General features: G+C 40.9%; 21 protein-coding genes. 19 read left to right on the top strand and 2 right to left on the bottom strand.

Features of this window, described 5'->3' with window-relative positions; genetic code table 11:
• Window positions 1–108 precede the first annotated feature (108 nt).
• The 8 genes from ACXAFK_RS04685 (at window position 109) to ACXAFK_RS04650 (ending at window position 8685) form a co-directional block, all read left to right on the top strand.
• Window positions 109–1263, top strand: a complete 1155-nt coding sequence (locus ACXAFK_RS04685) for a 5-(carboxyamino)imidazole ribonucleotide synthase (protein ID WP_474956973.1) — start codon at window positions 109–111, stop codon at window positions 1261–1263.
• Window positions 1264–1266: 3 nt separating this feature from the next.
• Window positions 1267–1758, top strand: a complete 492-nt coding sequence (gene purE, locus ACXAFK_RS04680; RefSeq protein ID WP_474956972.1) for a 5-(carboxyamino)imidazole ribonucleotide mutase — start codon at window positions 1267–1269, stop codon at window positions 1756–1758.
• Between the two features lie 15 nt (window positions 1759–1773).
• Window positions 1774–2160 (top strand): hypothetical protein, encoded by a 387-nt coding sequence (locus ACXAFK_RS04675; RefSeq protein WP_474956971.1) that lies wholly within the window; start codon window positions 1774–1776, stop codon window positions 2158–2160.
• An 11-nt stretch (window positions 2161–2171) separates the two neighbouring features.
• Window positions 2172–4196: a M3 family metallopeptidase gene (locus ACXAFK_RS04670; RefSeq protein ID WP_474956970.1), complete on the top strand. Its 2025-nt coding sequence runs from the start codon at window positions 2172–2174 to the stop codon at window positions 4194–4196.
• 144 nt (window positions 4197–4340) lie between these two features.
• Window positions 4341–7346, top strand: coding sequence for a PAS domain-containing sensor histidine kinase (locus ACXAFK_RS04665; protein ID WP_474956969.1), 3006 nt, complete (start codon window positions 4341–4343; stop codon window positions 7344–7346).
• Window positions 7347–7351: 5 nt separating this feature from the next.
• Window positions 7352–7750, top strand: coding sequence for a response regulator (locus ACXAFK_RS04660; RefSeq protein ID WP_338196588.1), 399 nt, complete (start codon window positions 7352–7354; stop codon window positions 7748–7750).
• A 144-nt stretch (window positions 7751–7894) separates the two neighbouring features.
• The gene (locus tag ACXAFK_RS04655; protein ID WP_224837390.1) at window positions 7895–8449 is read left to right on the top strand and encodes a sigma-70 family RNA polymerase sigma factor; all 555 of its coding nucleotides are present in this window, start codon (window positions 7895–7897) and stop codon (window positions 8447–8449) included.
• A gap of 2 nt (window positions 8450–8451) precedes the next feature.
• The gene (locus ACXAFK_RS04650) at window positions 8452–8685 is read left to right on the top strand and encodes a hypothetical protein (protein WP_224837389.1); all 234 of its coding nucleotides are present in this window, start codon (window positions 8452–8454) and stop codon (window positions 8683–8685) included.
• Here the strand turns inward: ACXAFK_RS04650 and ACXAFK_RS04645 are convergent.
• Window positions 8682–9506: a UbiA prenyltransferase family protein gene (locus ACXAFK_RS04645; RefSeq protein ID WP_252080549.1), complete on the bottom strand. Its 825-nt coding sequence runs from the start codon at window positions 9504–9506 to the stop codon at window positions 8682–8684. The two genes, ACXAFK_RS04650 and ACXAFK_RS04645, sit on opposite strands and share 4 nt — an antisense overlap.
• Window positions 9507–9632: 126 nt before the next feature.
• Between ACXAFK_RS04645 and gcvP the strand changes: the two genes are divergently transcribed.
• The 9 genes from gcvP (at window position 9633) to ACXAFK_RS04600 (ending at window position 21175) form a co-directional block, all read left to right on the top strand.
• On the top strand, window positions 9633–12485 hold the full coding sequence (gene gcvP, locus ACXAFK_RS04640) for an aminomethyl-transferring glycine dehydrogenase (RefSeq protein ID WP_474958151.1): 2853 nt from the start codon (window positions 9633–9635) through the stop codon (window positions 12483–12485).
• A gap of 161 nt (window positions 12486–12646) precedes the next feature.
• A complete protein-coding gene (locus ACXAFK_RS04635) occupies window positions 12647–13705 on the top strand; it encodes a 3-oxoacyl-ACP synthase III family protein (protein WP_474956968.1) in 1059 nt (352 codons plus the stop codon).
• 70 nt (window positions 13706–13775) lie between these two features.
• Window positions 13776–14297, top strand: coding sequence for a class I SAM-dependent methyltransferase (locus ACXAFK_RS04630; protein ID WP_474956967.1), 522 nt, complete (start codon window positions 13776–13778; stop codon window positions 14295–14297).
• A gap of 43 nt (window positions 14298–14340) precedes the next feature.
• Window positions 14341–15189 carry a glycosyltransferase family 2 protein gene (locus ACXAFK_RS04625; RefSeq protein ID WP_474956966.1) on the top strand — a complete coding sequence of 283 codons (849 nt, stop codon included), beginning with the start codon at window positions 14341–14343 and terminating at the stop codon, window positions 15187–15189.
• A 271-nt stretch (window positions 15190–15460) separates the two neighbouring features.
• Window positions 15461–17824 carry a MopE-related protein gene (locus tag ACXAFK_RS04620; RefSeq protein WP_474956965.1) on the top strand — a complete coding sequence of 788 codons (2364 nt, stop codon included), beginning with the start codon at window positions 15461–15463 and terminating at the stop codon, window positions 17822–17824.
• 192 nt (window positions 17825–18016) lie between these two features.
• Complete coding sequence (locus tag ACXAFK_RS04615; RefSeq protein WP_474956964.1) at window positions 18017–18223, top strand: hypothetical protein; 207 nt, start codon at window positions 18017–18019, stop codon at window positions 18221–18223.
• A gap of 48 nt (window positions 18224–18271) precedes the next feature.
• Entirely contained in the window at window positions 18272–18670 is a 399-nt protein-coding gene (locus tag ACXAFK_RS04610; RefSeq protein WP_474956963.1) for a hypothetical protein, read from the top strand.
• Between the two features lie 347 nt (window positions 18671–19017).
• Entirely contained in the window at window positions 19018–19443 is a 426-nt protein-coding gene (locus ACXAFK_RS04605; RefSeq protein ID WP_474956962.1) for a hypothetical protein, read from the top strand.
• Window positions 19444–19765: 322 nt separating this feature from the next.
• On the top strand, window positions 19766–21175 hold the full coding sequence (locus ACXAFK_RS04600; RefSeq protein WP_474956961.1) for a PKD domain-containing protein: 1410 nt from the start codon (window positions 19766–19768) through the stop codon (window positions 21173–21175).
• 4 nt (window positions 21176–21179) lie between these two features.
• On the opposite strand, the gene pafA is transcribed toward ACXAFK_RS04600, so the two are convergent.
• Window positions 21180–22853, bottom strand: a complete 1674-nt coding sequence (gene pafA, locus ACXAFK_RS04595; protein ID WP_474956960.1) for an alkaline phosphatase PafA — start codon at window positions 22851–22853, stop codon at window positions 21180–21182.
• A gap of 117 nt (window positions 22854–22970) precedes the next feature.
• Here pafA and ACXAFK_RS04590 point away from each other — a divergent pair, with 117 nt between their 5' ends.
• Window positions 22971–23708: an MlaE family ABC transporter permease gene (locus ACXAFK_RS04590; protein ID WP_224837382.1), complete on the top strand. Its 738-nt coding sequence runs from the start codon at window positions 22971–22973 to the stop codon at window positions 23706–23708.
• Window positions 23708–24475: an ABC transporter ATP-binding protein gene (locus tag ACXAFK_RS04585; protein WP_224837381.1), complete on the top strand. Its 768-nt coding sequence runs from the start codon at window positions 23708–23710 to the stop codon at window positions 24473–24475. Before ACXAFK_RS04590 ends, ACXAFK_RS04585 begins: the two co-directional genes overlap by 1 nt.
• The last annotated feature ends 4 nt before the right edge of the window (window positions 24476–24479 follow it).

Genomic DNA, 24479 nt, shown 5'->3' with positions numbered 1-24479 from the left:
GTTATCATCAGGTTGGCAAAGATAATATTTTTAAAGCTGCTAGGCCCGTTCAACTTTTATACCCTCGTGGATTTCACGTATTTTTGCTCACATTCAATTCACAAATCAATGCAAATTTTCTCTTCCGACTTTAAACTGGGAATTTTAGGTGGTGGACAACTGGGCAAAATGATGCTTTACGAAACCAGGAAATGGGACATACAGACCAAAGTGATGGATGCTTCGGCCGAAGCCCCTTGCAAAATAGCCTGTAACGAATTTATTCAGGGCAGCCTGATGGATTATGATGCTGTTTTGGCATTTGGAAAAGATGTAGATGTACTTACCATAGAGATCGAGAACGTAAATATAGATGCACTCGAAAAATTAGAGCACGAAGGAATCCAGGTTTATCCCCCGACCAAAACTCTAAGAACCATCCAGAACAAGGCCGTACAAAAGTTGTTCTATACCGATCACAATATACCCACTGCCCCATTCACCCGATTTGCCTATACTTCAGAAATTGAGGACAGCATTCACAATGGAGGACTTTCCTTGCCGTTTGTTTGGAAAAGCGCCCAATTTGGTTACGACGGACAGGGCGTTAAGGTGGTCCGTAAAATAGAGGACCTTAAAGAGCTGCCCAATGTTGAGTGCATTGCCGAAAAAATGATCGATTTTAAAAATGAGCTGGCCGTTGTAGTTGCGCGAAACATCAAAGGTGAAGTTAAAACATACCCTGTTGTGGAAATGGAGTTTCACCCAGAAGCCAATCAGGTGGAATATGTAATCTGTCCTGCTCGAATTGATGATGCCGTAGCCAAAAAAGCACAGGAAGTGGCATTAAAAGTTTCGGAACATATGAAACATGTTGGTTTGTTGGCCGTAGAAATGTTCCAGACCAAGGATGATAAGATTATGGTAAACGAGTCTGCTCCACGACCTCATAACAGTGGCCATTACAGCATTGAGGCCTCGTACACCAATCAGTTCGAACAGCATATTCGTGCCATTTTGGGCATGCCTTTAGGAAAAACCGACAGTAAAGTGGCCGGAATTATGGTTAATTTGGTCGGTGCCGAGGGCCATACCGGGAATGTGGTTTACGAGAATATCGACAAAATATTGGAAATGGACGGGGTTACCCCACACATTTATGGCAAAAAACAAACACGTCCGTTCCGTAAAATGGGCCATGTAACCATCGTGGACGAGAATATGGCCAGAGCCAGAGAAGTGGCACAGCAGGTAAAAGAAACCATTAAAGTGATAAGCAAATAAGATATGAGCAAAGTAGCCGTGATCATGGGAAGCACAAGTGACCTTCCCGTTATGAAAGACGCCATCGATATTTTAAAAGAATTGGGAATTAATGTGGATGTGGACATTGTTTCGGCCCACAGAACGCCCGAAAAATTGTTCAGTTTTAGCAAAAGTGCCCACACCAACGGTTACTCTGCTATTATAGCCGGAGCGGGCGGTGCGGCACATTTACCCGGAATGGTAGCATCCTTATCGCCACTTCCGGTGATAGGGGTTCCCGTTAAAAGTAGCAACTCCATTGATGGTTGGGATTCAGTGTTATCTATTTTACAAATGCCAGGAGGTGTTCCCGTGGCCACAGTAGCCCTTAACGGTGCCAAAAATGCCGGAATCCTTGCCGCCCAGATTATTGGGAGCTCCAATAACGAGATTATGGAGAATATCATCGCCTACAAGGAAGGTCTCAAAGAAAAAGTGATCAAAGGGGCTGAGGAAGTCAAAAAATCTTTCTAATAATCTTTTTTGATTATGAACTATAATCAAATCGGTATTTTGCTAGGCATCTGTGCCATTGCTCTTTTTGGGCTGACCTTAAAAAAAGTCGACAACCCATATATAAAAGGACTTTGGAAAGGTGGTCTGCTGGTGTTCACCATTTATGCCGCTTTGCTAATTTTTATTGAAATTCGTTGGCAATTTATTTCGGATTATGCCAACACTTATGATTTGAACAATAATGGCTTTGTAGACCTCAACGAATACACGGATGAAGCCATGGAAGCCATGAACAAAAGAACCTACGGCGCCAATATCCGATTGTATGCCCCAGTAACGATGGCAATCATTTCATCTATTATTGGATTGGCTTATGTATTGAGCGACTGGGCGGTAATATGGTTAAAAAACAAAAAATAGATTTGACAACTATGAACAATCCATTATTGGAGCCATTTGATCAAGCTCCATTTTCCAAAATAAAGAACGAACATTTTAAGCCTGCTTTTCTTCAGGCCATCGAGGATACCAAAAAGGAAATCGATGACATTGTGAACAACCCAAAACCTCCAACTTTCAAAAACACGTTGGAAGCCTTGGATTTTTCCGGGCAACAATTGGATCGTATCTCGAGTGTTTTTTTCAATCTAAATTCAGCGGAAACCAACGAAGAAATTCAAAAAATCGCACAGGAAGTCTCCCCACTATTATCGGAATTCAGCAACGACATCACTTTAAACGAGGACCTGTTCAACAGAATTAAAACTGTTTACGAACAACGCGATTCTTTAGACCTTACCACGGAGCAGCAAACCCTTCTTGAAAAGAAATACAAGAATTTCAGCCGAAATGGTGCCAACTTAAAAGAAAAAGAAAAAAAACGCCTACGAGAAATCGATGCGGAACTCTCCAAATTAAAGCTCACGTTTGGCGAAAACGTGCTGGCCGAGACTAACAAATATGAAATGTTGCTAACGGATGAAAAAGATGTGGATGGCCTTCCCGAAGGCACCAAAGAGGCAGCAGCGCAACTAGCAGAATCCAAAGGCAGGCAAGGCTGGCTGATTACCTTGGACTATCCGAGCTATATCCCGTTTATGAAATACGCCAAGAACAGGGAATTGCGCAGAGAACTTTCTTTAGCTTTCGGCAGTAAAGGGTTTCATAATGACGAGCTGGACAATCAAGAAAATGTAAAAAAAATCGTAAACCTGCGCTTTGAGCGTGCCAATTTGCTCGGTTATAAAACCCATGCAGATTTTGTTCTGGAAGAGCGCATGGCGGAGACCCCCGAAAAAGTACTTGACTTCCTGAACGAACTTTTAGAGAAAGCCAAACCAGCCGCCGATCGCGAGTTTGCTGAATTGGAAGCGTATGCCAAAGAGTTGGATAATATTGATCGGCTTGAAAAATGGGACAGCGCCTATTATTCCGAAAAATTGAAGCAGAAACTCTTTGATCTGGACGATGAAAAACTAAAACCCTATTTTAAACTGGAGAACGTGATCAACGGCGTTTTCAAAGTGGCCGAAAAACTGTTTGGACTCACTTTTAAAGAGGTTGACACAGTGGACAAATACCACGAAGAGGTAAAAACCTTCGAGGTTTACGAGAACGATAATTTTTTATCGCTCTTCTATGCCGACTTCCATCCAAGACCGGGTAAACGTGGTGGCGCATGGATGACATCTTTTAAGCCACAATACACCTTGAACGGTAAAAATAGTAGACCACACATAGCAAACGTATGTAATTTTACCAAACCAACAGCCTCAAAACCTTCCTTGCTCACTTTTAACGAAGTGACCACGCTTTTCCATGAGTTTGGACATGCCCTGCACGGGATGTTGGCCAACACCACTTACCCTAGTTTATCCGGCACTTCGGTATACTGGGATTTTGTGGAACTGCCAAGTCAAGTAATGGAAAACTGGTGCTACGAAAAAGAGGCTCTGGAACTTTTTGCCCATCACTACGAAAGTGGGGAAATGATTCCCATGGAACTGGTTGAAAAGATAAAGGAATCGGCAACTTTCCAAGAAGGCATGGCTACGGTACGCCAATTGAGCTTTGGCCTTTTAGATATGGCATGGCATGGAAAAGACCCATATAACATCAACAACGTTAAAGCATACGAAACAGCGGCCTTTAAAAGCACCAACCTGTTCCCTGAAACACCGGAAACATGTATGAGCACATCATTTTCACACATCTTCCAAGGCGGGTATTCATCCGGCTACTATAGTTATAAGTGGGCCGAGGTCTTGGATGCCGACGCCTTTGCCCATTTTAAGGAAAATGGAATTTTCAATACTACGGTGGCCGATAAGTTCAAAGAACATGTCCTCTCGAAAGGAGGCACAGAAAACCCAATGGACCTTTACAAAAAGTTCAGGGGAGCCGAACCCAACATTGATGCATTGCTCGAACGGGCAGGTTTGTTGAAAACCAATTGATTTTAAAGTCAATCTTGATTGATATCATAAATTAGAGTTATATTGTTCTATAACTTAACGGTTTACCAAATACAAATGAAACGGGCAAAACAAATGTCCTAAACAATAATGCTATGTTCCCCCTAAATGTAATCAACCTTTAAAATGAAGCATTGGGATATTGAAGATATCAGCACAAGGGATTTGTTCGAAAAAACCTTAAAGATCGCAAAGGTCGGCATATATGAACTTAGCGTTGCATCCAATACAATATATTGGAGCGGAGTTACCCGAGAAATTACGGAAGTGCCAAGCGATTTTGTGCCAACACTGGAAAATATCAAATATTTTTTCAAGGAGGGAAATTGTAGGGAACAAGCCATACAGGCATTAAACCGGGCAAAGGAACATGGAGAACCTTTTGATCTGGATGTGGAAATGATAACCGCCAAAGGAAATCAGCGATATGTACGGAACATAGGATATCCAGAGTTCAGGAATGGCAATTGTGTTAAGATCATTGGCGTTCTACAGGATATTACGGAGCGAAAAAGAATAAAATTCGATTTGACCCGAAAGAACCAGCTCCTAGGTTTTGCCGAAAAAATGGCCCATATAGGCCATTGGAGAATAGATCCGGTATCCCAAAAATTCACTTGGTCCGAAAATATGTACAGGATAGCCGACTTTAAAATCGGTGTTCCAATGACCTTGGAAAAATATTTAAAACACATTCCCGGAGAGGATAGAAAAAAGATCTTGGAGCATATAGACAAATGCAACGAAACCAAGATATTTGAACCCTTCACCCACAGAATAAAACACAAAGATGGCAGTATACACCATTTTAAAGTCTTAGGAGAGATCATTGTTAATGAACAGAGAGAAATAGATCAGATAATCGGCACCTCTCAGGATATAACGGAATTTGTGCATCAGAAACAAGAATTAATAAAAAAGAACCAACAACTCAACAACGCCGAAAAAATCGCAAAAATCGGACACTGGCGCTGGTGTTTGGATACCGACACAGCCTATTGGTCGGATAACTTATATGAAATATCAGGAGTTGACAAAAACATCAAAGTTGATACCGAAGTATTTTTGAACACCATTTTCCATGAAGACAGAGAAGCCGTTAAGGCAAATATGGAAAACGCTGTAGCTACAAGAAATTTTGAGCCCATTGTTTATCGTATCCAGTTAAAAGATGGAACCCTAAAAACCATTAATACCGTTGGGCAGGCTATAACGGACAGCAAAGGAATGGTCCAGGAAATTCTGGGCACGTGTCAAGATATTACCGAACAAACCATAAAGGAACAAGAACTTATAATTAAGAACCAGCAGCTCAACCTTGCCGAAAAGATGGCCAAAATCGGCAACTGGAAATGGAACGCACTTACCAATGAAGTACAATGGTCCGATAACTTATACGACATCTACGGACACCCAAAAGACGCAGACTTAAGTTATGAAGTGTATTTAAACTATGTACATGAAGAAGATCGACCTTTTGTGGAACGAAAGATAGGCGAAGCAGCAGAAACAGGGGTTTACGAAGACCTTAACTATCGTATCCGGTTACAAGATGGTTCCGTAAAAACCATTAAATCCACTGGAATTGTCAATGTGGCCCATGGGCAAACCATTGAAATGCTGGGCACATGCCAAGATATTACCGATCAATTCAACAAAGCTCAAGAGGTAATTCAAAAAAACCAGCAAATGACCTTTGCCGAAGAACTGGCAAAAATAGGATATTGGGAATGGGATGTAGTGAACGACCATCTTACTTGGTCCGACAACATGTACCGAATCTTTGACATGGAGGTGGGCACTCCCCTTGGTTTTGAGAATGTGGTTGAAGCCATTCACCCCGACGACAGGGATATGTTCCGCGCCCATGCAGAGGAATTTATTGCAGAAAAAAAGTTCAGAAAGTTTATGCACCGTATTGTTTACGATAGTGGAGCGGTGAGAACCGTTGAACTTTATGGCGAGGTGGTAACGGACAGAGCAGGAAATGTTCTAAAAATGGTTGGGATCACACAGGACATTACAGAACAACGTATGTCCGAAATTAAGTTCCGGGGCCTATTGGATTCCGCACCGGACACAATGATCATTGTAGACACAAAAGGTCTGATACAATTGGCCAACAAACAAGCGGAAAAAATGTTCGGGTACAAGGCAACCGAACTTGTAGACCAACATGTTTCCATGCTCGTACCCAATCGCTTGTGGGATACCATGGAGTACCACGCCAACATATTTTTTAAAGACCCAAAACATACAGGACTGCCTGCCGATCTCGATTTCTATGTACAAAACAAAGCTGGTTTTCAAATACCCGTTCAGGTCACCCTTAGTCCTCTTGTAACCTCCGAGGGACTGTTGGTCTCCTTGGCCATTCGGGATATTACCGAACAAAAACAGAGTGCCCATCGGATTTTGGAAACCAATAAAAGTTTAAAGGAATCCGCAAACAAGCTAAAAATCCAGAATAAGCAACTGGCCGAATTCAACCATATAACATCGCATAATCTGCGATCGCCGGTGAGCAACCTAAGTTCCCTGATCAATATTTACAAGACGGAGGAGGACAGTGACCTGCGGGAGGAGCTCATAGAAAAAATGGAATCTGTTACCAATCATTTAACCTGGACTTTGGACACACTAGTAGAGTCCTTGGTAATAAAAAACAAGACCAACGTTGCCCTCGAAGAGACCATTTTTGAATCTATCCTCCAGAAGACAAAGGATATGCTAGCCGCCCAAATACTGAAGACCGAAGCAATTATTGAACATGATTTTTCCGAAGTCGAAAGCGCCATGTACAATAAAATTTATTTGGAGAGCATTTTCCTGAATCTGATCAGCAATTCGTTGAAGTATAGGGACGAGAATAGAAAACCAAAAATATTGGTGAAGTCCAAAATAGAAAATGGAAGGACCCAACTGGAATTTCGGGACAACGGACTGGGCATCGACCTTAAAAAAAACGGACATAAATTGTTTGGATTTAGCAAGGTGTTCCATCGTAACAAGGACGCCAAAGGCGTGGGCCTTTTTCTGACCAAGGCACAAATAGACGCCATGGGCGGAAAAATTTGGGCCGAGAGCGAACCGGGCATCGGCACATCCTTTTTTGTTAACCTAAATCATTGACCCCCATGAAACCTATTAATGTATGTATAGTCGACGATGATGATATCTATCAATTTACCATGAAGGTGACCATAAGAAACATCCCTACGGTAAAATCTACCCAAGTTTTTACCGACGGCGCCCAAGCACTCGAATATATCATCAACAATAAAAATGATAAGGATGCACTGCCCGATATTATTTTTCTGGACATCAACATGCCCGTAATGGATGGGTTCCAATTTATGGATGAATTCGCAGATCTGCTACCAAAGCTGAACAAACCCATACAGGTATATCTTGTATCCTCTTCCATTGACCCTAAAGACATCCGCAAGGCCAAAAGAAACGATGCCATTACCGATTATTTGATCAAACCGCTAAAATCGGAACAGGTAAAAAACATCCTGACCCAATTCAAATAAACTCAATTTTCCTTTTTTTTATAGAACTAAATTGTTGTTAAACCACAAACAATGTGTTAGGTAGGAGCAATTCATACGTCTAACCTGCCTCAAAACCTATGTTAAAACGCCAAAAACCATTACTTTTGGTTATTCGATAGGAATATGACCAAACATAAACTTCAACCGGACACTTGGGTAGATCAATATGCGGATTACCTCTTTAACTATGCAGTATCCCGTGTAAGCGACACAGAAATTGCAAAGGATTTGGTTCAAGAGACCTTTTTTGCAGGTCTTAATTCAGCTAAAAACTACAAGGGCGATGCTGCCGAGCGAACTTGGTTGGTGTCCATCCTAAAACGAAAGGTTATAGACCACTACCGAAAAATCAATTCAAAAAAAGGCAAAGCAGAAGTACGTATAAATTATAGTTCCGATACCGATGCTGAAGGTGATTGGCTGGAACAGCAGGTAGCCGACCCTTACAGTAAAGACGGCGACAATGTACTTGAGAACGAGGAATTGGGTGATGCACTACAAGATTGTATATCCAAATTACCCCAAAAACAAGCATTGGTTTTTAGCATGAAAACCATACAGGGCATGAGCACGGAAGATGTTTGTAATGAATTGGGTATAAATCCGTCCAACTTATGGGTAATGATCCATAGGGCAAGAACTGCATTAATGGGTTGTTTAAACGAAAATTGGTTTTAGCTATGAAGATTTCATGTGAGGAAGCACAGGGCATCTGCGATAAATCCCAATACAAGGAAGCAAGTTTTTGGGATATTATCAAGTTGCGCTTTCACTTGTTTACCTGCAAAGTATGCAAAGGATATTCCAAGAAGAACAACGAACTGACCTCGCTTTGCGATAGGGCCGGACTTACTGTATTGTCCGAAGAAGACAAGGAAAAAATGAAAAGGGACCTGGAAAAAAAGAATGCCTAACCGTATCTTTCCGAAAGCCAAAGCAGACCCAACCAAAAAATAGGGATTGCTTCTATCCAGAACATTACAAAATACTTGGAACGCATTTTTTTACCCATCTGCAAAACAAAAATCAATATTGCGACCAGGATCAGTCTGAGGGCTATTTCCTCGCTTTTCAGGTTGTCCTTTAAAAATGTGATCATAAAGAAAACCAAGGACAATATAGTTCCCAAGCGCCGGGTATTGCGTTCACCCAATAGTTGTGGTAAGGTTCTCAAACTCTTGTGGTCCCATTGTAAATCGCGGATTTCAAACGGTAGAATAAGAATCAAGACCAAAAGCATCCTCTGGATAAATGTAACTGCAAAATCCCAATCCAAGGGCATATCGGCATCCAAAACCGGCAGCAAGACCGTGAATCCGGCCCAAACAAAGGCCACAATATACACTTTAAGACCAGCTAAATTCCTTAAGTTCCTGGCCCTGGGCAATAAAGGAACCGCATAAAGTACGGACAATACTGCAAGACAAATGGTTGCCACCCATATTTTGGCATCCAATCGCATCAGAAAAAGAATGGCCATACCGAACGACAAAAAACTAAAAACTTGGATAAGCTTGTGGTACGCATTGGACACGATTATATACTTATAGGCCTCTACCCCATATTTTATAAAGTTGTAACAAACGATCACACTAAAAAAAATAAAGCCCAAAAGATATATATCGGTAGAGCTGCCCATCAAATAAAATGTTGCCCCGGCCATAGAAATAACCGAAACGGCCACATGGATACTGGCATCGAGATAAAAGTCGAATATAGCTTTTAAGGTTCGCATCAAATCATTGTCGCTTCTATTTCACTCAAGGTTAATTTGTGGTTAACAACTTTGTTCCCGTGATATTCAAAATTGACCATTTTCATCGAATTTATCCCTAATTTTGTGCACTTTATTGGATTGAACATGAACACAGAGGTTTTTGCTGCCAGGCACATTGGCATTACAGAAAAGGACTTGCCCCACATGCTCGAAACTATTGGGGTCGATAGTATGGATCAACTCATTTATGAGACTATCCCCGATGACATCAAATTAAAAAAGACACTTGATCTTCCCGAAGGGATAAGTGAACACGAATTCCTGAGCCACCTTCACAAACTGGCCGAAAAGAACAAGGTTTTTAAAAGTTATATCGGGCTGGGATACCATGAAACCTTGACACCATCGGTAATCAAACGAAATATATTGGAAAACCCGGGGTGGTACACCGCTTACACGCCTTATCAGGCCGAGATTGCCCAAGGAAGACTGGAAGCATTGCTTAACTTCCAGACCATGGTTTCCGACCTAACCGGCATGGAAATTGCCAATGCCTCGCTTTTGGACGAAAGTACCGCTGCGGCCGAAGCGATGACCATGTTGTTTGAATTGCGCAGTCGTCCCCAGAAAAAAGAACAAGTAAGCAAGTTCTTTGTATCCGAAGAGATTTTGCCGCAAACATTGAGCTTGCTCAAAACGCGGGCTATACCTTTAGGTATAGAATTGGTAGTGGGCAACCATGAAACTTTTCAATTTTCCGATGATTTTTATGGCGCTATGTTACAGTATCCCGGAAAATACGGTCAGGTCCATGATTATGCATCCTTTGTGGAAAATGCAAAAGCCAAGGATATAAAAGTGGCCGTTGCTGCCGATATTCTAAGTTTGGTTATGCTGACCCCTCCTGGAGAATGGGGCGTAGATGCCGTGGTGGGAACTACACAACGCTTTGGTATCCCCTTGGGTTACGGAGGACCGCACGCTGCTTTTTTTGCCACCAAAGAAGAATATAAGAGAAGTATCCCGGGCCGTATAATCGGTGTTACCAAAGATACTGATGGTAACCGTGCCTTGCGTATGGCATTACAAACAAGGGAACAACATATAAAAAGGGACAAGGCCACCTCCAATATTTGTACCGCCCAAGTACTATTGGCCGTAATGGCCGGGATGTACGCCGTTTATCACGGACCGGATGGATTAAAATACATCGCCGATAAAGTACACGGCTATACTAAAAAATTGGCCAAAAGTCTGGAAGCTTGTGGGTTTGACCAAGTAAACTCTTCCTATTTTGACACTGTACAAGTAAAAGTCAAAAACACGAAGCGCCTTAAAGAGCTTGCCGAGAAGAAAGGCATCAACCTATTTTATGTAGATGGGGAAACTGTGTCCATTTCGATGAATGAATCCGTTTCGGAATCGGATTTGAACACATTGATATCTTGTTTCCTTGAATCACACAATTTACAGGAAAAGTCTTTAATAGACTTAGAATTGGACGATGCCATACCCGCCGGTCTTCAGAGAAAAGCTCCATTTATGGAGCATGAAGTCTTCAACTCCTATCATTCAGAAACCGAGTTGATGCGCTACATCAAAAAATTGGAGCGTAAGGATTTGGCACTGAACCACTCTATGATTTCCTTGGGTAGCTGCACTATGAAGCTCAATGCAGCTTCGGAAATGCTACCATTAAGTTGGCCACAATGGGGCAATATCCATCCCTTTGCCCCACTGGATCAGGCACAAGGCTATCAAGAAGTTCTTCAATCCTTGGAGGAGCAACTGAACGTTATTACAGGTTTCGCTGCCACATCACTACAACCTAACTCGGGAGCCCAAGGTGAGTATGCCGGCTTAATGGTCATACGCGCTTACCACGAATCCCGTGGCGAAGGACACCGTAATATCTGTATTATTCCGGCGTCCGCACATGGCACCAACCCTGCTTCTGCCGTAATGGCCGGAATGAAAGTGGTGGTGACCAAAACAGATGACCAAGGAAATATTGATGTAACCGACTTGGAGGAAAAAGTGGTTAAACATGCCGAAAACCTTGCAGCCTTAATGGTAACCTACCCTTCCACCCATGGGGTTTTTGAATCATCCATAAAACAGATTACCAAACTGATACACGACCACGGTGGTCAAGTTTACATGGATGGCGCCAACATGAACGCTCAAGTAGGCTTGACCAATCCGGCCACCATAGGTGCAGATGTATGCCACTTAAACTTACACAAAACATTTGCCATTCCACACGGAGGCGGTGGGCCCGGAGTTGGGCCAATTTGCGTAGCTGAACAATTAAAACCGTTCTTACCGTCCAATCCCGTGGTTAAAACGGGTGGAAAAGATGCTATTACCGCCATATCCGCAGCTCCATGGGGCAGCTCATTGGTATGTTTGATCTCCTATGGGTATATTAAAATGTTGGGGGCCGAAGGTTTGACCAATGCTACCAAAGCTGCTATTTTGAATGCCAACTACATAAAGGACCGATTAAAAGGAAAATTCGATGTTCTTTATGCCGGTGAACGGGGCCGAGCCGCACATGAGATGATCGTGGATTGTCGTCCGTTTAAAGCCAATGGCATAGAAGTTACCGATATCGCAAAGCGATTGATAGATTATGGCTTCCATGCCCCAACGGTATCGTTCCCTGTAGCCGGCACTTTAATGATAGAGCCAACAGAAAGTGAAAGCCTGGCAGAACTCGATAAATTCTGCGACGCCATGCTTTCCATAAGGCAAGAAATCGATGAGGCCACAGCTGGAGAGCCCAACAACGTACTAAAAAATGCACCCCACACGCTTGGTATGCTAACCAACGATTCTTGGGATTTTCCCTATTCCAGAGAAAAAGCCGCCTATCCGTTGACCTATGTTGCCGAAAATAAGTTTTGGCCTAGTATTAGAAGAACCGATGAAGCTTTTGGGGATCGTAATTTAATTTGTACTTGTGCACCGATTGAAGAATACATGGAGGCTTAAAAACCTCGATGAGCATTGATATATAGCCCTGAAGACGTTATGCCTTCAGGGCTTTTTTGATTCCAATAAAGTTCCAGAACGGGACTGGGCATTGTAAGATTTATTATGCATGCATAATAAAAAACATACAATGATGTATCTTAGATCAAATTATCCTCAGCATGAAAATAGGCATATCCGGAACAGGAAGTTACATCCCCTCCATCATTACTACAAACGAAGCATTTTTGGAACATGCATTTTTAGAAACGGACGGTTCTAAATTTGAACAGCCCAATACGGTTATCGTAGAAAAATTCAAGGCCATAACCGGAATTAAGGCAAGGCGTTATGCAAAACCGGAATTAAAAACCTCCGATATTGGTTTTTTGGCCGCAGAAAAAGCGGTCCAAAATGCAGGAATTGACAAGGAAGAACTGGACTACATTATTTTTGCCCATAATTTTGGAGATCTTACTGCTGGCAAGACCCAAAGTGATATGTTGCCAAGCTTGGCTTCGAGGGTAAAACATCTTTTACGCATTAAAAACCCCAAATGTGTTGCCTACGATCTTATTTTTGGTTGTCCCGGTTGGGTTGAAGGAATAATTCAGGCATCCGCCTTCATCAAAAGTGGAATGGCCAAAAAATGTTTGGTTATTGGGGGTGAAACGCTTTCCAGGGTTATCGATCCACACGACCGCGACAGCATGATCTTTGCCGATGGTGCAGGAGCCGCCATTCTTGAAGCCAATGCTCCTTCGGGGGAAATTCTTGCCCACGCATCGGAAACATATGCCAATGAGGAGGCTTACTACCTAAATTTTGACAAGTCCAACAATCCAGAGCAAAACCAGAACACTAGATTTATAAAAATGCAGGGACGTAAAATTTACGAATTTGCCTGCATCAATGTACCCAAGGCTATGGCCGAATGTCTGGACAAGAGCGGCACGGATATTGACAACGTAAAAAAAATCTTCATCCATCAGGCCAACGAAAAAATGGACGAAGCCATAATTAAGCGCTTTTACAAAAGTTATGGCAAGCGTGTTCCAGAGAATATTATGCCCATGAGCATTCACGAACTGGGAAACAGTTCCGTGGCCACCATTCCCACTTTATACGACATGGTCCTACAGGGCAATCTCCCAGGGCACGATCTACAAAAAGGGGATGTTATCATGTTTGCCAGTGTTGGTGCCGGAATGAACATCAATGCCATTGTTTATCGGTATTGATCTCATCACAAAATCGATCTAACGTAAAAGTAATTTGGGAATTGTTATTTGTTTTTTGGAATTTTAGCCCATGTACGAAAACAACTTTCCCAATAAACGTTACAGGCACACCCTCGAGTTTTTGCAAAAACACGTTGACCCTGCCGAATCGATTTTAGACCTGGGGGTGGATAATCCTTTTTCGGAGATAATGAGGACCAACGGGTTTCAGGTGGAAAATACAAAAGGTGAAGATTTGGATGTGGACTTTAGCCGGGTTGTCCAATCGGATGTGGATGTAGTGACCGCTTTTGAAATATTTGAACATTTAGTGGCTCCTTTTAATGTTCTAAGGGAAATCAAAGCCAAAAAATTGATTGCAAGCATACCCATGCGATTATGGTTCTCCCCTGCGTATCGCAGTAAAACCGACCCATGGGACAGGCATTATCATGAGTTTGAAGATTGGCAGTTTGATTGGCTGTTGGAAAAATCGGGTTGGCACATTAAAGACACTGCCAAATGGACAAACCCTACCAAAAAAATTGGTATTAGACCGATTCTTAGATACTTCACCGACCGATACTATATTGTGTACGCTGAAAGGCCTTAATGCAACTTGGGATTATACCCACGATTATAGAAGAACATAGCCCATGAAAATAAGTATTGTTGTTCCCGCCCATAATGAGGCTGCCCATTTAAACGAGTGCTTAAACTCATTTGCAAAGCAGACCTATTTGCCCAATGAGCTCATTGTGGTGGACGATAATTCTACGGACGATACGTTCTTGATAGCCCAAGGTTTTGCCCAACAACATAACTGGATAAAAGTAGTAAAGCGTTTTTCTTCGGATGAACATATCCCCGGGAAAAAGGTTGTAGACACTTTTAATTTTGGTTTGGAACATGCTTCGGAATATGACCTCATTGGCAAATTTGATGCAGATATTGTTCTCCCAAACAATTATTTTGAACTCATTGTGAATCAATTTCAGGCCAATTGGAAACTAGGAATGTGCTCAGGACTCCTTTTCATCAAAAAAGAACACAAATGGGTCTATGAGAACATCGCCGACAAAAACCATATCCGAGGCCCGATCAAACTCTATCACAAAGCCTGCTTTAACAAAATAGGAGGCTTGCGAGCGGGTATAGGCTGGGACACAGTGGATATTCTTTTGGCCAAATTTCACGATTTTGAAACCTTGACACTCCCCGATCTTCTGGTAAAACACCTACGCCCTACCGGTCATGGATATTCTTCCAAAAACTACAGAGCCAAAGGTATTGCCATGTACAAAATGCGATACGGACTTGTGCTTACCAAAATTGCCGCCTTAAAAATGGCATGGCAAGCTAAAAGTCCATCGTTGTATTTATTCGCAATATTGGGTTTTATACAATCCTATTTAGGACAAACGTCCAAATATGTGACCAAAAAAGAAGGCAAGTTCATTCGAAAATACCGTTGGAAAGGGATAATCTCGAAATTGTCACAATAGTCAAATAGCTGATAATCAACTTTTAACATTCCCTTCTGTATAAAAAAAAGTGATTATACTTACAGGTTTGTCATTGTCAAGCTACAAAATTACCAATAAAGGACTTTTCATCAATTGAAAAGGGGCATTCATCAATTTTCATAACCCGAAACAGTAATCGATTTATAACTTTAATAGATAACAGAACTGTAGCATAACCTTATTTAATATTAATAGATCAAAGGTGTAAAACCCCGTACATCAAATGGATTGATTATTTAATCTTAAGGTTATGAAACCATCGTTATTCCACGACATTTTCAGGCTCTGCGTACTTTGTACGCTGTTCTTTTCCAATTCACTTTTAGCTCAGTTACCAGGTCAAAGCTCCTTCGATGATACAGGTTATATTGAATACATTACAGGCAATTATCCACTCATTATATCCATACCTCATGGTGGGTATTTGGTACCGGACGAGGTAGCGGATAGGGACTGTGATGGCTGTAATTATAAGAGAGACTCTTTTACTCAGGAAATTGGGAGGAGCATTACCCAATACTTTTTTAACGAAACAGGTCATTACCCGCATGTAATCATCAATCTTCTGGACCGCAGTAAACTGGACACCAATCGCCCCATTGAAGAGGGTGCGGATGGCGACCCCATTGGGGTGCAAGCCTGGCAGAATTATCAAGATTTTATAGAAGACGCAAAAACCAAGATTGGTCAAGATTTTGAAAGAGGACTTTTAGTGGACCTACATGGACACGGCCATCAAATCCAACGAATAGAATTAGGGTATATACTAACACATAACGATCTTAACACCACAGATGACGAGCTGAACGGACAATTTCACATTAATAGAAATAGTACTAAAAACTTGGTCAACGATAATGTTCTAAATCTAACGCATTCAGAATTGGTGAGAGGCCCTTTAAGCTTTGGAGCTCTTATTCATAACAAAGGATATCCTGCTGTTCCAAGTCCGGCCGATCCCTATCCCAATTTTAATGAACCATACTTTAACGGAGGGTACAATGTATATTACCATGGAGCTCACTTCAATGATAATTTTGATGCTTTTCAAATTGAGGCCGACCAAGATATCCGAATAAACGGTGGTGAGGCAGTAAGAGAACAGTTTGCTGAATCATGCGCAATATCAATAAAAAACTATTTAGGGCTCCATTATGGAATCGGAATTATTGATTATGACGAAGATGGGGCACTGTCTGATATTGATTGCGACGACACCAATGCCAACGTAAACCCCGATGCGGAGGAGATTCCCTACAATGGCATCGACGATGACTGCGACCCGGACACCTTGGACGATGACCTTGACCAAGATGGTTTCAACAATGCAGATGATTGCGACGACACCAATGCCAACGTAAACCCCGGTGCGGAGGAGATTCCCTACAATGGCATCGATGATGATTGTGACCCGGACACCTTGGACGACGACCTTGACCAAGATGGGTTCGACCAAGTCAATGATTGTGACGACACCAATGCCAACGTAAACCCCGGTGCGGAGGAGATTCCCTACAACGGTATCGACGATGACTGCGACCCGGACACCTTGGACGACGACCTTGACCAGGATGGGTTCGACCAAGTCAATGATTGCGACGACACCAATGCCAACGTAAACCCCGGTGCGGAGGAGATTCCTTACAACGGCATAGACGATGACTGCGACCCGGACACCTTGGACGACGACCTTGATCAGGATGGGTTCGACCAAGTGGATGATTGCGATGATTCCAATGCCAATGTAAACCCCGGTGCAGAAGAAGTACCCTACAACGGTATCGACGATGACTGCGACCCGGACACCTTGGACGATGACCTTGATCAGGATGGTTTCAACAATGCAGATGATTGCGACGACACCAATGCCAACGTAAACCCCGATGCGGAGGAGATTCCCTACAATGGCATCGACGATGACTGCGACCCGGACACCTTGGACGATGACCTTGACCAAGATGGTTTCAACAATGCAGATGATTGCGATGATTCCAATGCCAACGTAAACCCCGGTGTAGAAGAAGTACCCTACAACGGTATTGACGATGATTGCGATCCCGCAACTCTAGACGATGACCTTGACCAAGATGGTTTCAACAATGCAGATGATTGTGATGATTCCAATGCCGACATCAACCCCGGTGCGGATGAGATTCCCTACAACGGTATCGACGATGACTGCGATCCCGCAACTCTAGACGATGACCTTGACCAAGATGGTTTCAACAATGCAGATGATTGTGATGATTCCAATGCCGACATCAACCCCGGTGCGGAGGAGGTGCTAGACAATCAAATTGACGAAAATTGTGATGGGTATATTGAGGTTTCAATACCATTCGAACCCAAACCTGAGCCTGAACCCAAGTCTGAACAAGCATTATCAAATGCCTTTTTGATTTACCCCAATCCAGCCTCCCAAGTTTTATATGTGGTAAAACCGGACAAACATCACTTTTACATCGAAATATTTGACACAAGACAGCGTCTTGTAGAACGCTGGGAAAATCGCACTGCATTGGATATTTCCCACTTATCCAACGGTATCTATTTTTTAATCTACCACGATTTAACAGTTGGTAAAAGAATTGTAAAAAAACTGATTATACGTTAATAGATGATGGATACACTTCATCCGTCAATTGAAAACGGGCATCCGTCAATTCATACACACTTTTTATTGGTAAAATTCTTTTCTTGAGAGAAATAAACTACGGTTTATATCAGTAAAGGAAATTGTAAACGCCGTTCGCAATTTCTTATACCTAAACTTAACCTGAACGGCAAAAACTTAAACTTATGTATTATGAGAACAATGAACTTAAATGAAATGGAACAGGTTAGTGGTGGTAAATGCAGTGGAGCGGTAGAAGAAGCTAGTTTTGCTGTTAGTGGTAGCGGTCTAATATTTGCAGTTGCAGCAGTGGCTGCTGCATCAAACCCAATTGGTTGGGGAATGTTGGCTTTAGCAGCTACCTCAATGGCGCTTTCTACAGCTTCTTGTATGAATTAGTAAAAGAAAACTGGGACAATTTTTATTGTCCCAGTTTAAAACTTGAATATGAAAACTATAAAAATTATACGAAAGCCAACTCTAAACCTAAGAAACGGCACGATAAAAATATATTCCAACCAAAAAGAAGTAGGAGTTTTAGGCGACTACCAACAGGAAGTTGAAGTAATGGCAAATGAAGGGGACACTCTCTGCGCTAAATTTCAGTTCTGCTCTTCGAATATGTTTCAAGTTGACGACAAAACTGAAAAGGTTTTTTTGACCAGCTTTTTATCCAACAAAGCTTTTGTTTTGATTTTAAGTTTAATCTTACTTTCAACTCTTGTTGCCATAGTTACTGAGTACACATTCTTTGGTTTATTTCCTTTTATCATCTGTTTATATCCTTTTTATTACATCACCATTGGAAAAAAGAAATATTTAAAGCTTTCAGATAAGGAGAAATAAACTACGGTTTATATCAGAGTAGGAAATTGTTAATGCTGTTCGCAATTTCTTATGCTCTAACCTGAACGGCAAAAACCAAAATTTATCTATTATGAGAACAATGAATTTAAACGAAATGGAAAATGTTCTTGGTGGCAATGTACAATGTAATGGTTTTTATCTGAAGGATTAGGTGGAGTAGCTCTTATTATTGAAGTATTTGCATGGTGGACCGGCGTTGGCGGTGGAATTGTATTGGCAATTAGTGCCGCAGCTTATGCTGCAGATTTAGCTGGTTGTTAACAAGTAAAAACTGTAATAACGGGTTTCTCTACAGAAATCCGTTATTCAATTGAAAAATACAAAATATGCCTATTATAATATTAAAAAGAAAGAGAGATTACATGATTATTTTCAGAGCTTTAAAAATATATATAAATAATGAATTTATAGATTATTTTGAACCAGATGAAAAGATCAAAAAAATTGAAATCGAAGAAGGCTCTAAACTGAAAATCAAGGTTGATTGGTGCTATTCCAACACCGTGGAAATTTCACATAGAGAAAATCAAAATGTTAATGAAGGTCACTCCTTTATTATCTCTAGTCAAATCCATAATGGTTTATTTATACTAATATTCGGATGCTTTATAACAGGGAATTTTTTAATGATTTTGGATAAGATAAATCCATTTGCATATCTAGGTCTTATTTCTCCAATAGCCATAATTGTGGGCTGGCAAATCTTTGGTAGAAATAATTATTTAAGGTTAACACGGCTTAACCACAATTAGATTTATAAATTATGACAATAAGGAGTATACTATATTTTTTGTTTTTAGTAATACTGTCACTTAGTCTTGGTTTAGTCTCCAAAACTCTATTAAATGGAGATAATCTTTAGATTGAATCCTTATCCGACCATTACACCATTGAGCAAGTAGAGGAAATCATCAATTTTCAAAAAAAATGGATTGTCAAACGGTAGAATACTATTTTGGGCTCATTTTTTGTCATTTTTCCTCATCCCCGTCAATTGAAAATGGGCATCCGTCAATTCATACCTGTTATTCAATGTTAAAATCCAGTAATTAGTATCAATAAAATTCAAAAACGATGCAGAAAAGTATAAAGAAAATTTCACTTTTATTAATTCTAATTGTTGCTGGGTGTAGCAAAGACAACAACAATTCACCTGAAAGTATTGCATGTTTTGAAATAGAAAAATTAACTTTAGAAATTGGTGAATCAACGGAACTGAACAATTGTTCTGTGGGAGCAATTTCTTTTGAATTTGATTTTGGAAACGATACAACAAGTAATGACCCCAATCCCAGTATATCATATGATTATCCAGGTGAGTATATCATAAGATTAACCATCAAAACTCAAGATGGTCAATCAAAATCAATTTCTACTAAAATCAATGTAAGTCCAATAGAAGATAATTATATTCATCCACCAGTAGTCAAAGGTGATTTTATTCACCCTACCGATTTCGGAATATTAAATGATAAATTCTATTATATAGAAAATTATCAGAACGTAATTTCCAACGATATCAGAAACTTTAACTATGTAGAAATTGATAATTCATACAATATCACAAAATTCAATCTACATGATCGTAATTACAATTCATCCCATGTTTCTTTAAGACAACTTAACAATGGAAATAAAATAGTTCATACTCTTGAATCTATGACCGACAGAATCGGCTCTAGTGAAATATTTCTGGACACCAACTGGAATAAAGAAACCGCCTCATACAGTTCTTCAAAACCAATATATGGGTCAATTGAGGTAAATTCAGGATTAGTTTTTTTCGGTTCAACAAGAGTTACAGATGAACAGAATGAAAACTTCACTTATTTTAGGAGGCCTTATATAGAAATAACAGACGAACTTGGTCAGGAGATGGACTCTAAAGTCTTTAATGAAATAGAGCAGGGATTCATTGGAGATCTTATTGCGGTCGATAACGGTTATATTGCTTTCGGCGGAACATCTACGGTTACAGGCATAAATACTTTTATTGACTATAAGCCTATGATTATGATTCTGGATTCAAATTTTGAACTTATCGACTATAAGTTTTTCGAAACAGAAATAAAAATCAATGATTTTAATGACCTTGACGTTTCATTTCACATTAAGAAACTTTCTAATAACAATTTTGTTTTATACAGTCATGATGAGTTCAGAATAATTAATTCTGATGGCGTCGAACTTAAGAAGGTGTTTCTATCAAATAATTCTTATAATCAAGGATTGATATGTCTTTCAGAGGGTGGATTCATTATATCATCAGGAAGGTATTTAAAAAAATACGATTTAAATGGTAATCTAATTAAATCTTTAAGATTTGCAGGCAATTCCACACCTGATTTAATCAGAAAAGGAAATCAAATATACTTTGCTTCCAGTTATGGGTCATCATACCCGACTGATTACGGAAACTTATCAGTCACCAAAATTTTCATTGGATCTGTTGATACAGATTTAAATGTTATTAATTTAAATTAATATTCTACTTAGAAAAAACCTCTCCAATGGGTCGCCCCGTGGTTCCGCTAGGGAAAGCAATACCTAATAGAGCAGCAATTGTGGGCGCAATATCCGGGATCTCCGTACGGTTTACCGTACTCCCTTGTTTTATCCCTTTCCCATAAAGCAATAAGGGCACATGTGTATCATATATTTGCGGTGAACCATGGGTGGAACCGGTTCTATTGTAAGATATATACCCCACTTCTGGTACCAAAAGAACATCACCTGAGCGTTTTTGGTTGTATCCGTTCTGTAGTATATATGGAATTCCCTCTACGTACTCGTTTTGCCACATTTGGTATCCGGTGTACACTTGACCAATCCCTGGATAGGACAACATTTCCATGGCAATATCTTTTTGCGCTTGCTCTACATCAATGTCCAGATTGGTCAAAATCTTATGATCCAAAAAAACCTGATAATTACTAATGTTTTTTACAACATCCGTTGTGCCATATTTATACTGAAGAAACTCGTTGAATTGGGCTTTCATACCTTGCATATCCAAATACCCGGATGGAATGTTCGAATCCATTAAATAAGAAGGAACATGGATTGCAGCATGATCGGCAGTCAAAAAAACCGTGTACTCACCTTTACCCACCTTGTTGTCCAATACGGATAGAATACGCTCTAAATCTCTATCCAATCTAATGTAGGTATCTTCTATTTCTTTGGAATTTACCCCAAAAAAATGCCCTACATAGTCGGTACTGGAAAAGCTAATGGCCAAGAAATCGGTTATGGAGTCCACTCCCAAAGCTTCGCCTTCCAAAGCCGCCAGTGCAAAATCTGCCGTAATACTGTTTCCAAAAGGACTTCTTCTCAATAAATCAAACTGACCGTTGTCTTCCCAAATTGCAGGAAGGTCATGTGGAAAAGCATTGGTAGTCTCCCCTTTTTGCAATCCTTCATAATTATTGACATCCAATCCGCTCTCAACGTAAGTTTCTATAGGTTTTAAGGTAGTCCAGGGCTTTTTGTACTCTTCAACCTTATCCGAAGCATTAAAATCCAAGACCCATTGTGGCAACTCCTCCATATAATAGGAGCTGCTGATCCAATTACCGGTTGCTCCCCCTTCAAACCAATAGGCCGCATTGGCGGCATGTCCTGCTGGCAACACTGCACCTCTGTCCTTAACGGCAACACCAATTACCTTGCCCCGCATTTGTGTGTGCAATCGCAATTGATCGGTTATGGTTGAGGTCAACATTCTATGCGGGGACATTTTCCCTGCACCCGAAGTGGTTCCTACAGAGGTATAGGCATCGTCTCCGGCGCAGTACACATCCTCACCCGTTGTTTTATCGAACCAATCGTTCCCGATAATACCGTGCATGGCAGGTGTAGTTCCCGTGTACACCGAAGCATGTCCTGGCCCGGTGCTGGTTGGCGCATAGTTAAAATGATTGTTCTTGCAATTAAAACCTTCGTTAACCAAGCGTTTAAAACCGCCTTCGCCATACTGATCCCAAAAGCGGGTCAAATAATCGTACCGCATTTGATCGACCACAATACCCACTACCAATTTTGGCGATTGGGCAATAACTTTGGGCTTTTCTTCCACAACATTCTTTTTTCTGCGTTGACCGTAAGTAAGGCCGATAGTACAGAATGCTAAAACAGAAACGATAAGGTTGGTTGTTCTCATGATTGGTATTTATTCAGAATTTGGGCAAAACTATAGATTTCTCCCCTTTAAAAATTTAAATCAAGGTTAAATGCTTAACAATATTCTTATTTTTATCAACTCAAGTCCATAAAACGCATGAAATACCTAGAAGCGATTGGAAAATACTTCATCATGATTTGGGAAGTATTTAAAAAACCTACCAAGTGGCGCATAATGAAGACCTTGATCCTCAAGGAAATCGACGAGCTTATTTTTGGTGCTATGGGCATCATCATATTTATATCTTTTTTTATCGGGGGCGTGGTCACTATCCAAACTGCACTGAACTTGAACAATCCCCTTCTGCCAAAAAGTCTGATCGGGTTTGCAACGAGGCAATCGGTCATCTTGGAATTTGCCCCGACTTTCACCTCCATCATCATGGCAGGAAAAGTGGGTTCGTACATCACATCCAGTATTGGTACCATGCGGGTAACCGAGCAGATAGACGCTCTTGAAGTTATGGGAATCAACTCGTTGAACTACCTTGTTTTCCCCAAGATAATAGCAACCATGATGTACCCTTTTGCAGTAGCTATTTCCATGTTTGTCGGTATTTTGGGTGGATGGGTCGCGGCCGTATTTGGTGGTTTTGCACCCAGCGGTGATTTTATACAAGGGCTACAAATGGATTTTGATTCTTACCATGTTACCTATGCCTTTATAAAATCGATCGTGTTCGCCTTTGTGATCGCCACAGTGCCATCTTACCACGGTTTTTACATGAAAGGTGGTGCCTTGGAAGTTGGAAAGGCTAGCACCACATCCTTTGTTTGGACCAGTGTGGTGATCATTATATCGAACTATGTTCTAACTCAATTGTTACTGGGCTGATGATACAAGTAGAAAACATTCATAAATCGTTCGGGGACAACCACGTTCTTAAAGGAATCTCCACCGAGTTCGAAACAGGAAAAACAAACTTGATCATTGGGCAAAGTGGCTCGGGAAAAACAGTTTTTATAAAATGTTTACTTGGTCTATTTGAGCCCGATGAAGGGCAAATTTGCTACAATGGGCAATACTACTCCGAACTATCTACCAAAGAACGGCGAAACTTGCGCCAAGAAATGGGCATGGTTTTTCAAGGCAGTGCCCTTTTTGATTCGATGACAGTAGAGGGCAATGTTATGTTTCCCTTGGATATGTTCACCAACCAGTCACAGTCGGAAAAGCAAGACAGGGTAGATTTTGTCCTGAAACGCGTCAACTTGATCGATGCCCATAAAAGATATCCCGCCGAAATTTCCGGTGGAATGCAAAAAAGGGTGGCCATTGCCAGGGCGATCGTGATGAATCCAAAATATTTGTTTTGCGATGAACCAAATTCCGGTCTCGACCCAAAAACGGCCATTTTAATCGATAACCTGATTCAAGAAATTACCCAAGAATACAATATTACCACGGTGATAAACACCCACGATATGAACTCGGTTATGGAAATTGGGGAAAAAATCATTTTTTTAAAGAATGGAATCAAAGAATGGGAAGGCACCAATAAAGAAATCTTTAAAACCGACAACCAATCCGTTACCGATTTTGTCTATTCCTCCGAGCTTTTCAAAAAAGTAAGACAAATGTATATCGAAGAACGGAATTGATTCC

The organism is Flagellimonas sp. ABD4_174 (assembly GCF_056160185.1).
This window is presented reverse-complemented; position numbering and strand designations above follow the sequence as displayed.

Excerpts from the sequence above, each read along its gene's own strand:
- ACXAFK_RS04685 (WP_474956973.1), top strand. The coding sequence starts at position 109 with ATGCAAATTTTCTCTTCCGACTTTAAACTGGGAATTTTAGGTGGTGGA.
- purE (WP_474956972.1), top strand. The coding sequence starts at position 1,267 with ATGAGCAAAGTAGCCGTGATCATGGGAAGCACAAGTGACCTTCCCGTT.
- ACXAFK_RS04675 (WP_474956971.1), top strand. The coding sequence starts at position 1,774 with ATGAACTATAATCAAATCGGTATTTTGCTAGGCATCTGTGCCATTGCT.
- ACXAFK_RS04670 (WP_474956970.1), top strand. The coding sequence starts at position 2,172 with ATGAACAATCCATTATTGGAGCCATTTGATCAAGCTCCATTTTCCAAA.
- ACXAFK_RS04665 (WP_474956969.1), top strand. The coding sequence starts at position 4,341 with ATGAAGCATTGGGATATTGAAGATATCAGCACAAGGGATTTGTTCGAA.
- ACXAFK_RS04660 (WP_338196588.1), top strand. The coding sequence starts at position 7,352 with ATGAAACCTATTAATGTATGTATAGTCGACGATGATGATATCTATCAA.
- ACXAFK_RS04655 (WP_224837390.1), top strand. The coding sequence starts at position 7,895 with ATGACCAAACATAAACTTCAACCGGACACTTGGGTAGATCAATATGCG.
- ACXAFK_RS04650 (WP_224837389.1), top strand. The coding sequence starts at position 8,452 with ATGAAGATTTCATGTGAGGAAGCACAGGGCATCTGCGATAAATCCCAA.
- ACXAFK_RS04645 (WP_252080549.1), bottom strand. The coding sequence starts at position 9,506 with ATGCGAACCTTAAAAGCTATATTCGACTTTTATCTCGATGCCAGTATC.
- gcvP (WP_474958151.1), top strand. The coding sequence starts at position 9,633 with ATGAACACAGAGGTTTTTGCTGCCAGGCACATTGGCATTACAGAAAAG.
- ACXAFK_RS04635 (WP_474956968.1), top strand. The coding sequence starts at position 12,647 with ATGAAAATAGGCATATCCGGAACAGGAAGTTACATCCCCTCCATCATT.
- ACXAFK_RS04630 (WP_474956967.1), top strand. The coding sequence starts at position 13,776 with ATGTACGAAAACAACTTTCCCAATAAACGTTACAGGCACACCCTCGAG.
- ACXAFK_RS04625 (WP_474956966.1), top strand. The coding sequence starts at position 14,341 with ATGAAAATAAGTATTGTTGTTCCCGCCCATAATGAGGCTGCCCATTTA.
- ACXAFK_RS04620 (WP_474956965.1), top strand. The coding sequence starts at position 15,461 with ATGAAACCATCGTTATTCCACGACATTTTCAGGCTCTGCGTACTTTGT.
- ACXAFK_RS04615 (WP_474956964.1), top strand. The coding sequence starts at position 18,017 with ATGAGAACAATGAACTTAAATGAAATGGAACAGGTTAGTGGTGGTAAA.
- ACXAFK_RS04610 (WP_474956963.1), top strand. The coding sequence starts at position 18,272 with ATGAAAACTATAAAAATTATACGAAAGCCAACTCTAAACCTAAGAAAC.
- ACXAFK_RS04605 (WP_474956962.1), top strand. The coding sequence starts at position 19,018 with ATGCCTATTATAATATTAAAAAGAAAGAGAGATTACATGATTATTTTC.
- ACXAFK_RS04600 (WP_474956961.1), top strand. The coding sequence starts at position 19,766 with ATGCAGAAAAGTATAAAGAAAATTTCACTTTTATTAATTCTAATTGTT.
- pafA (WP_474956960.1), bottom strand. The coding sequence starts at position 22,853 with ATGAGAACAACCAACCTTATCGTTTCTGTTTTAGCATTCTGTACTATC.
- ACXAFK_RS04590 (WP_224837382.1), top strand. The coding sequence starts at position 22,971 with ATGAAATACCTAGAAGCGATTGGAAAATACTTCATCATGATTTGGGAA.
- ACXAFK_RS04585 (WP_224837381.1), top strand. The coding sequence starts at position 23,708 with ATGATACAAGTAGAAAACATTCATAAATCGTTCGGGGACAACCACGTT.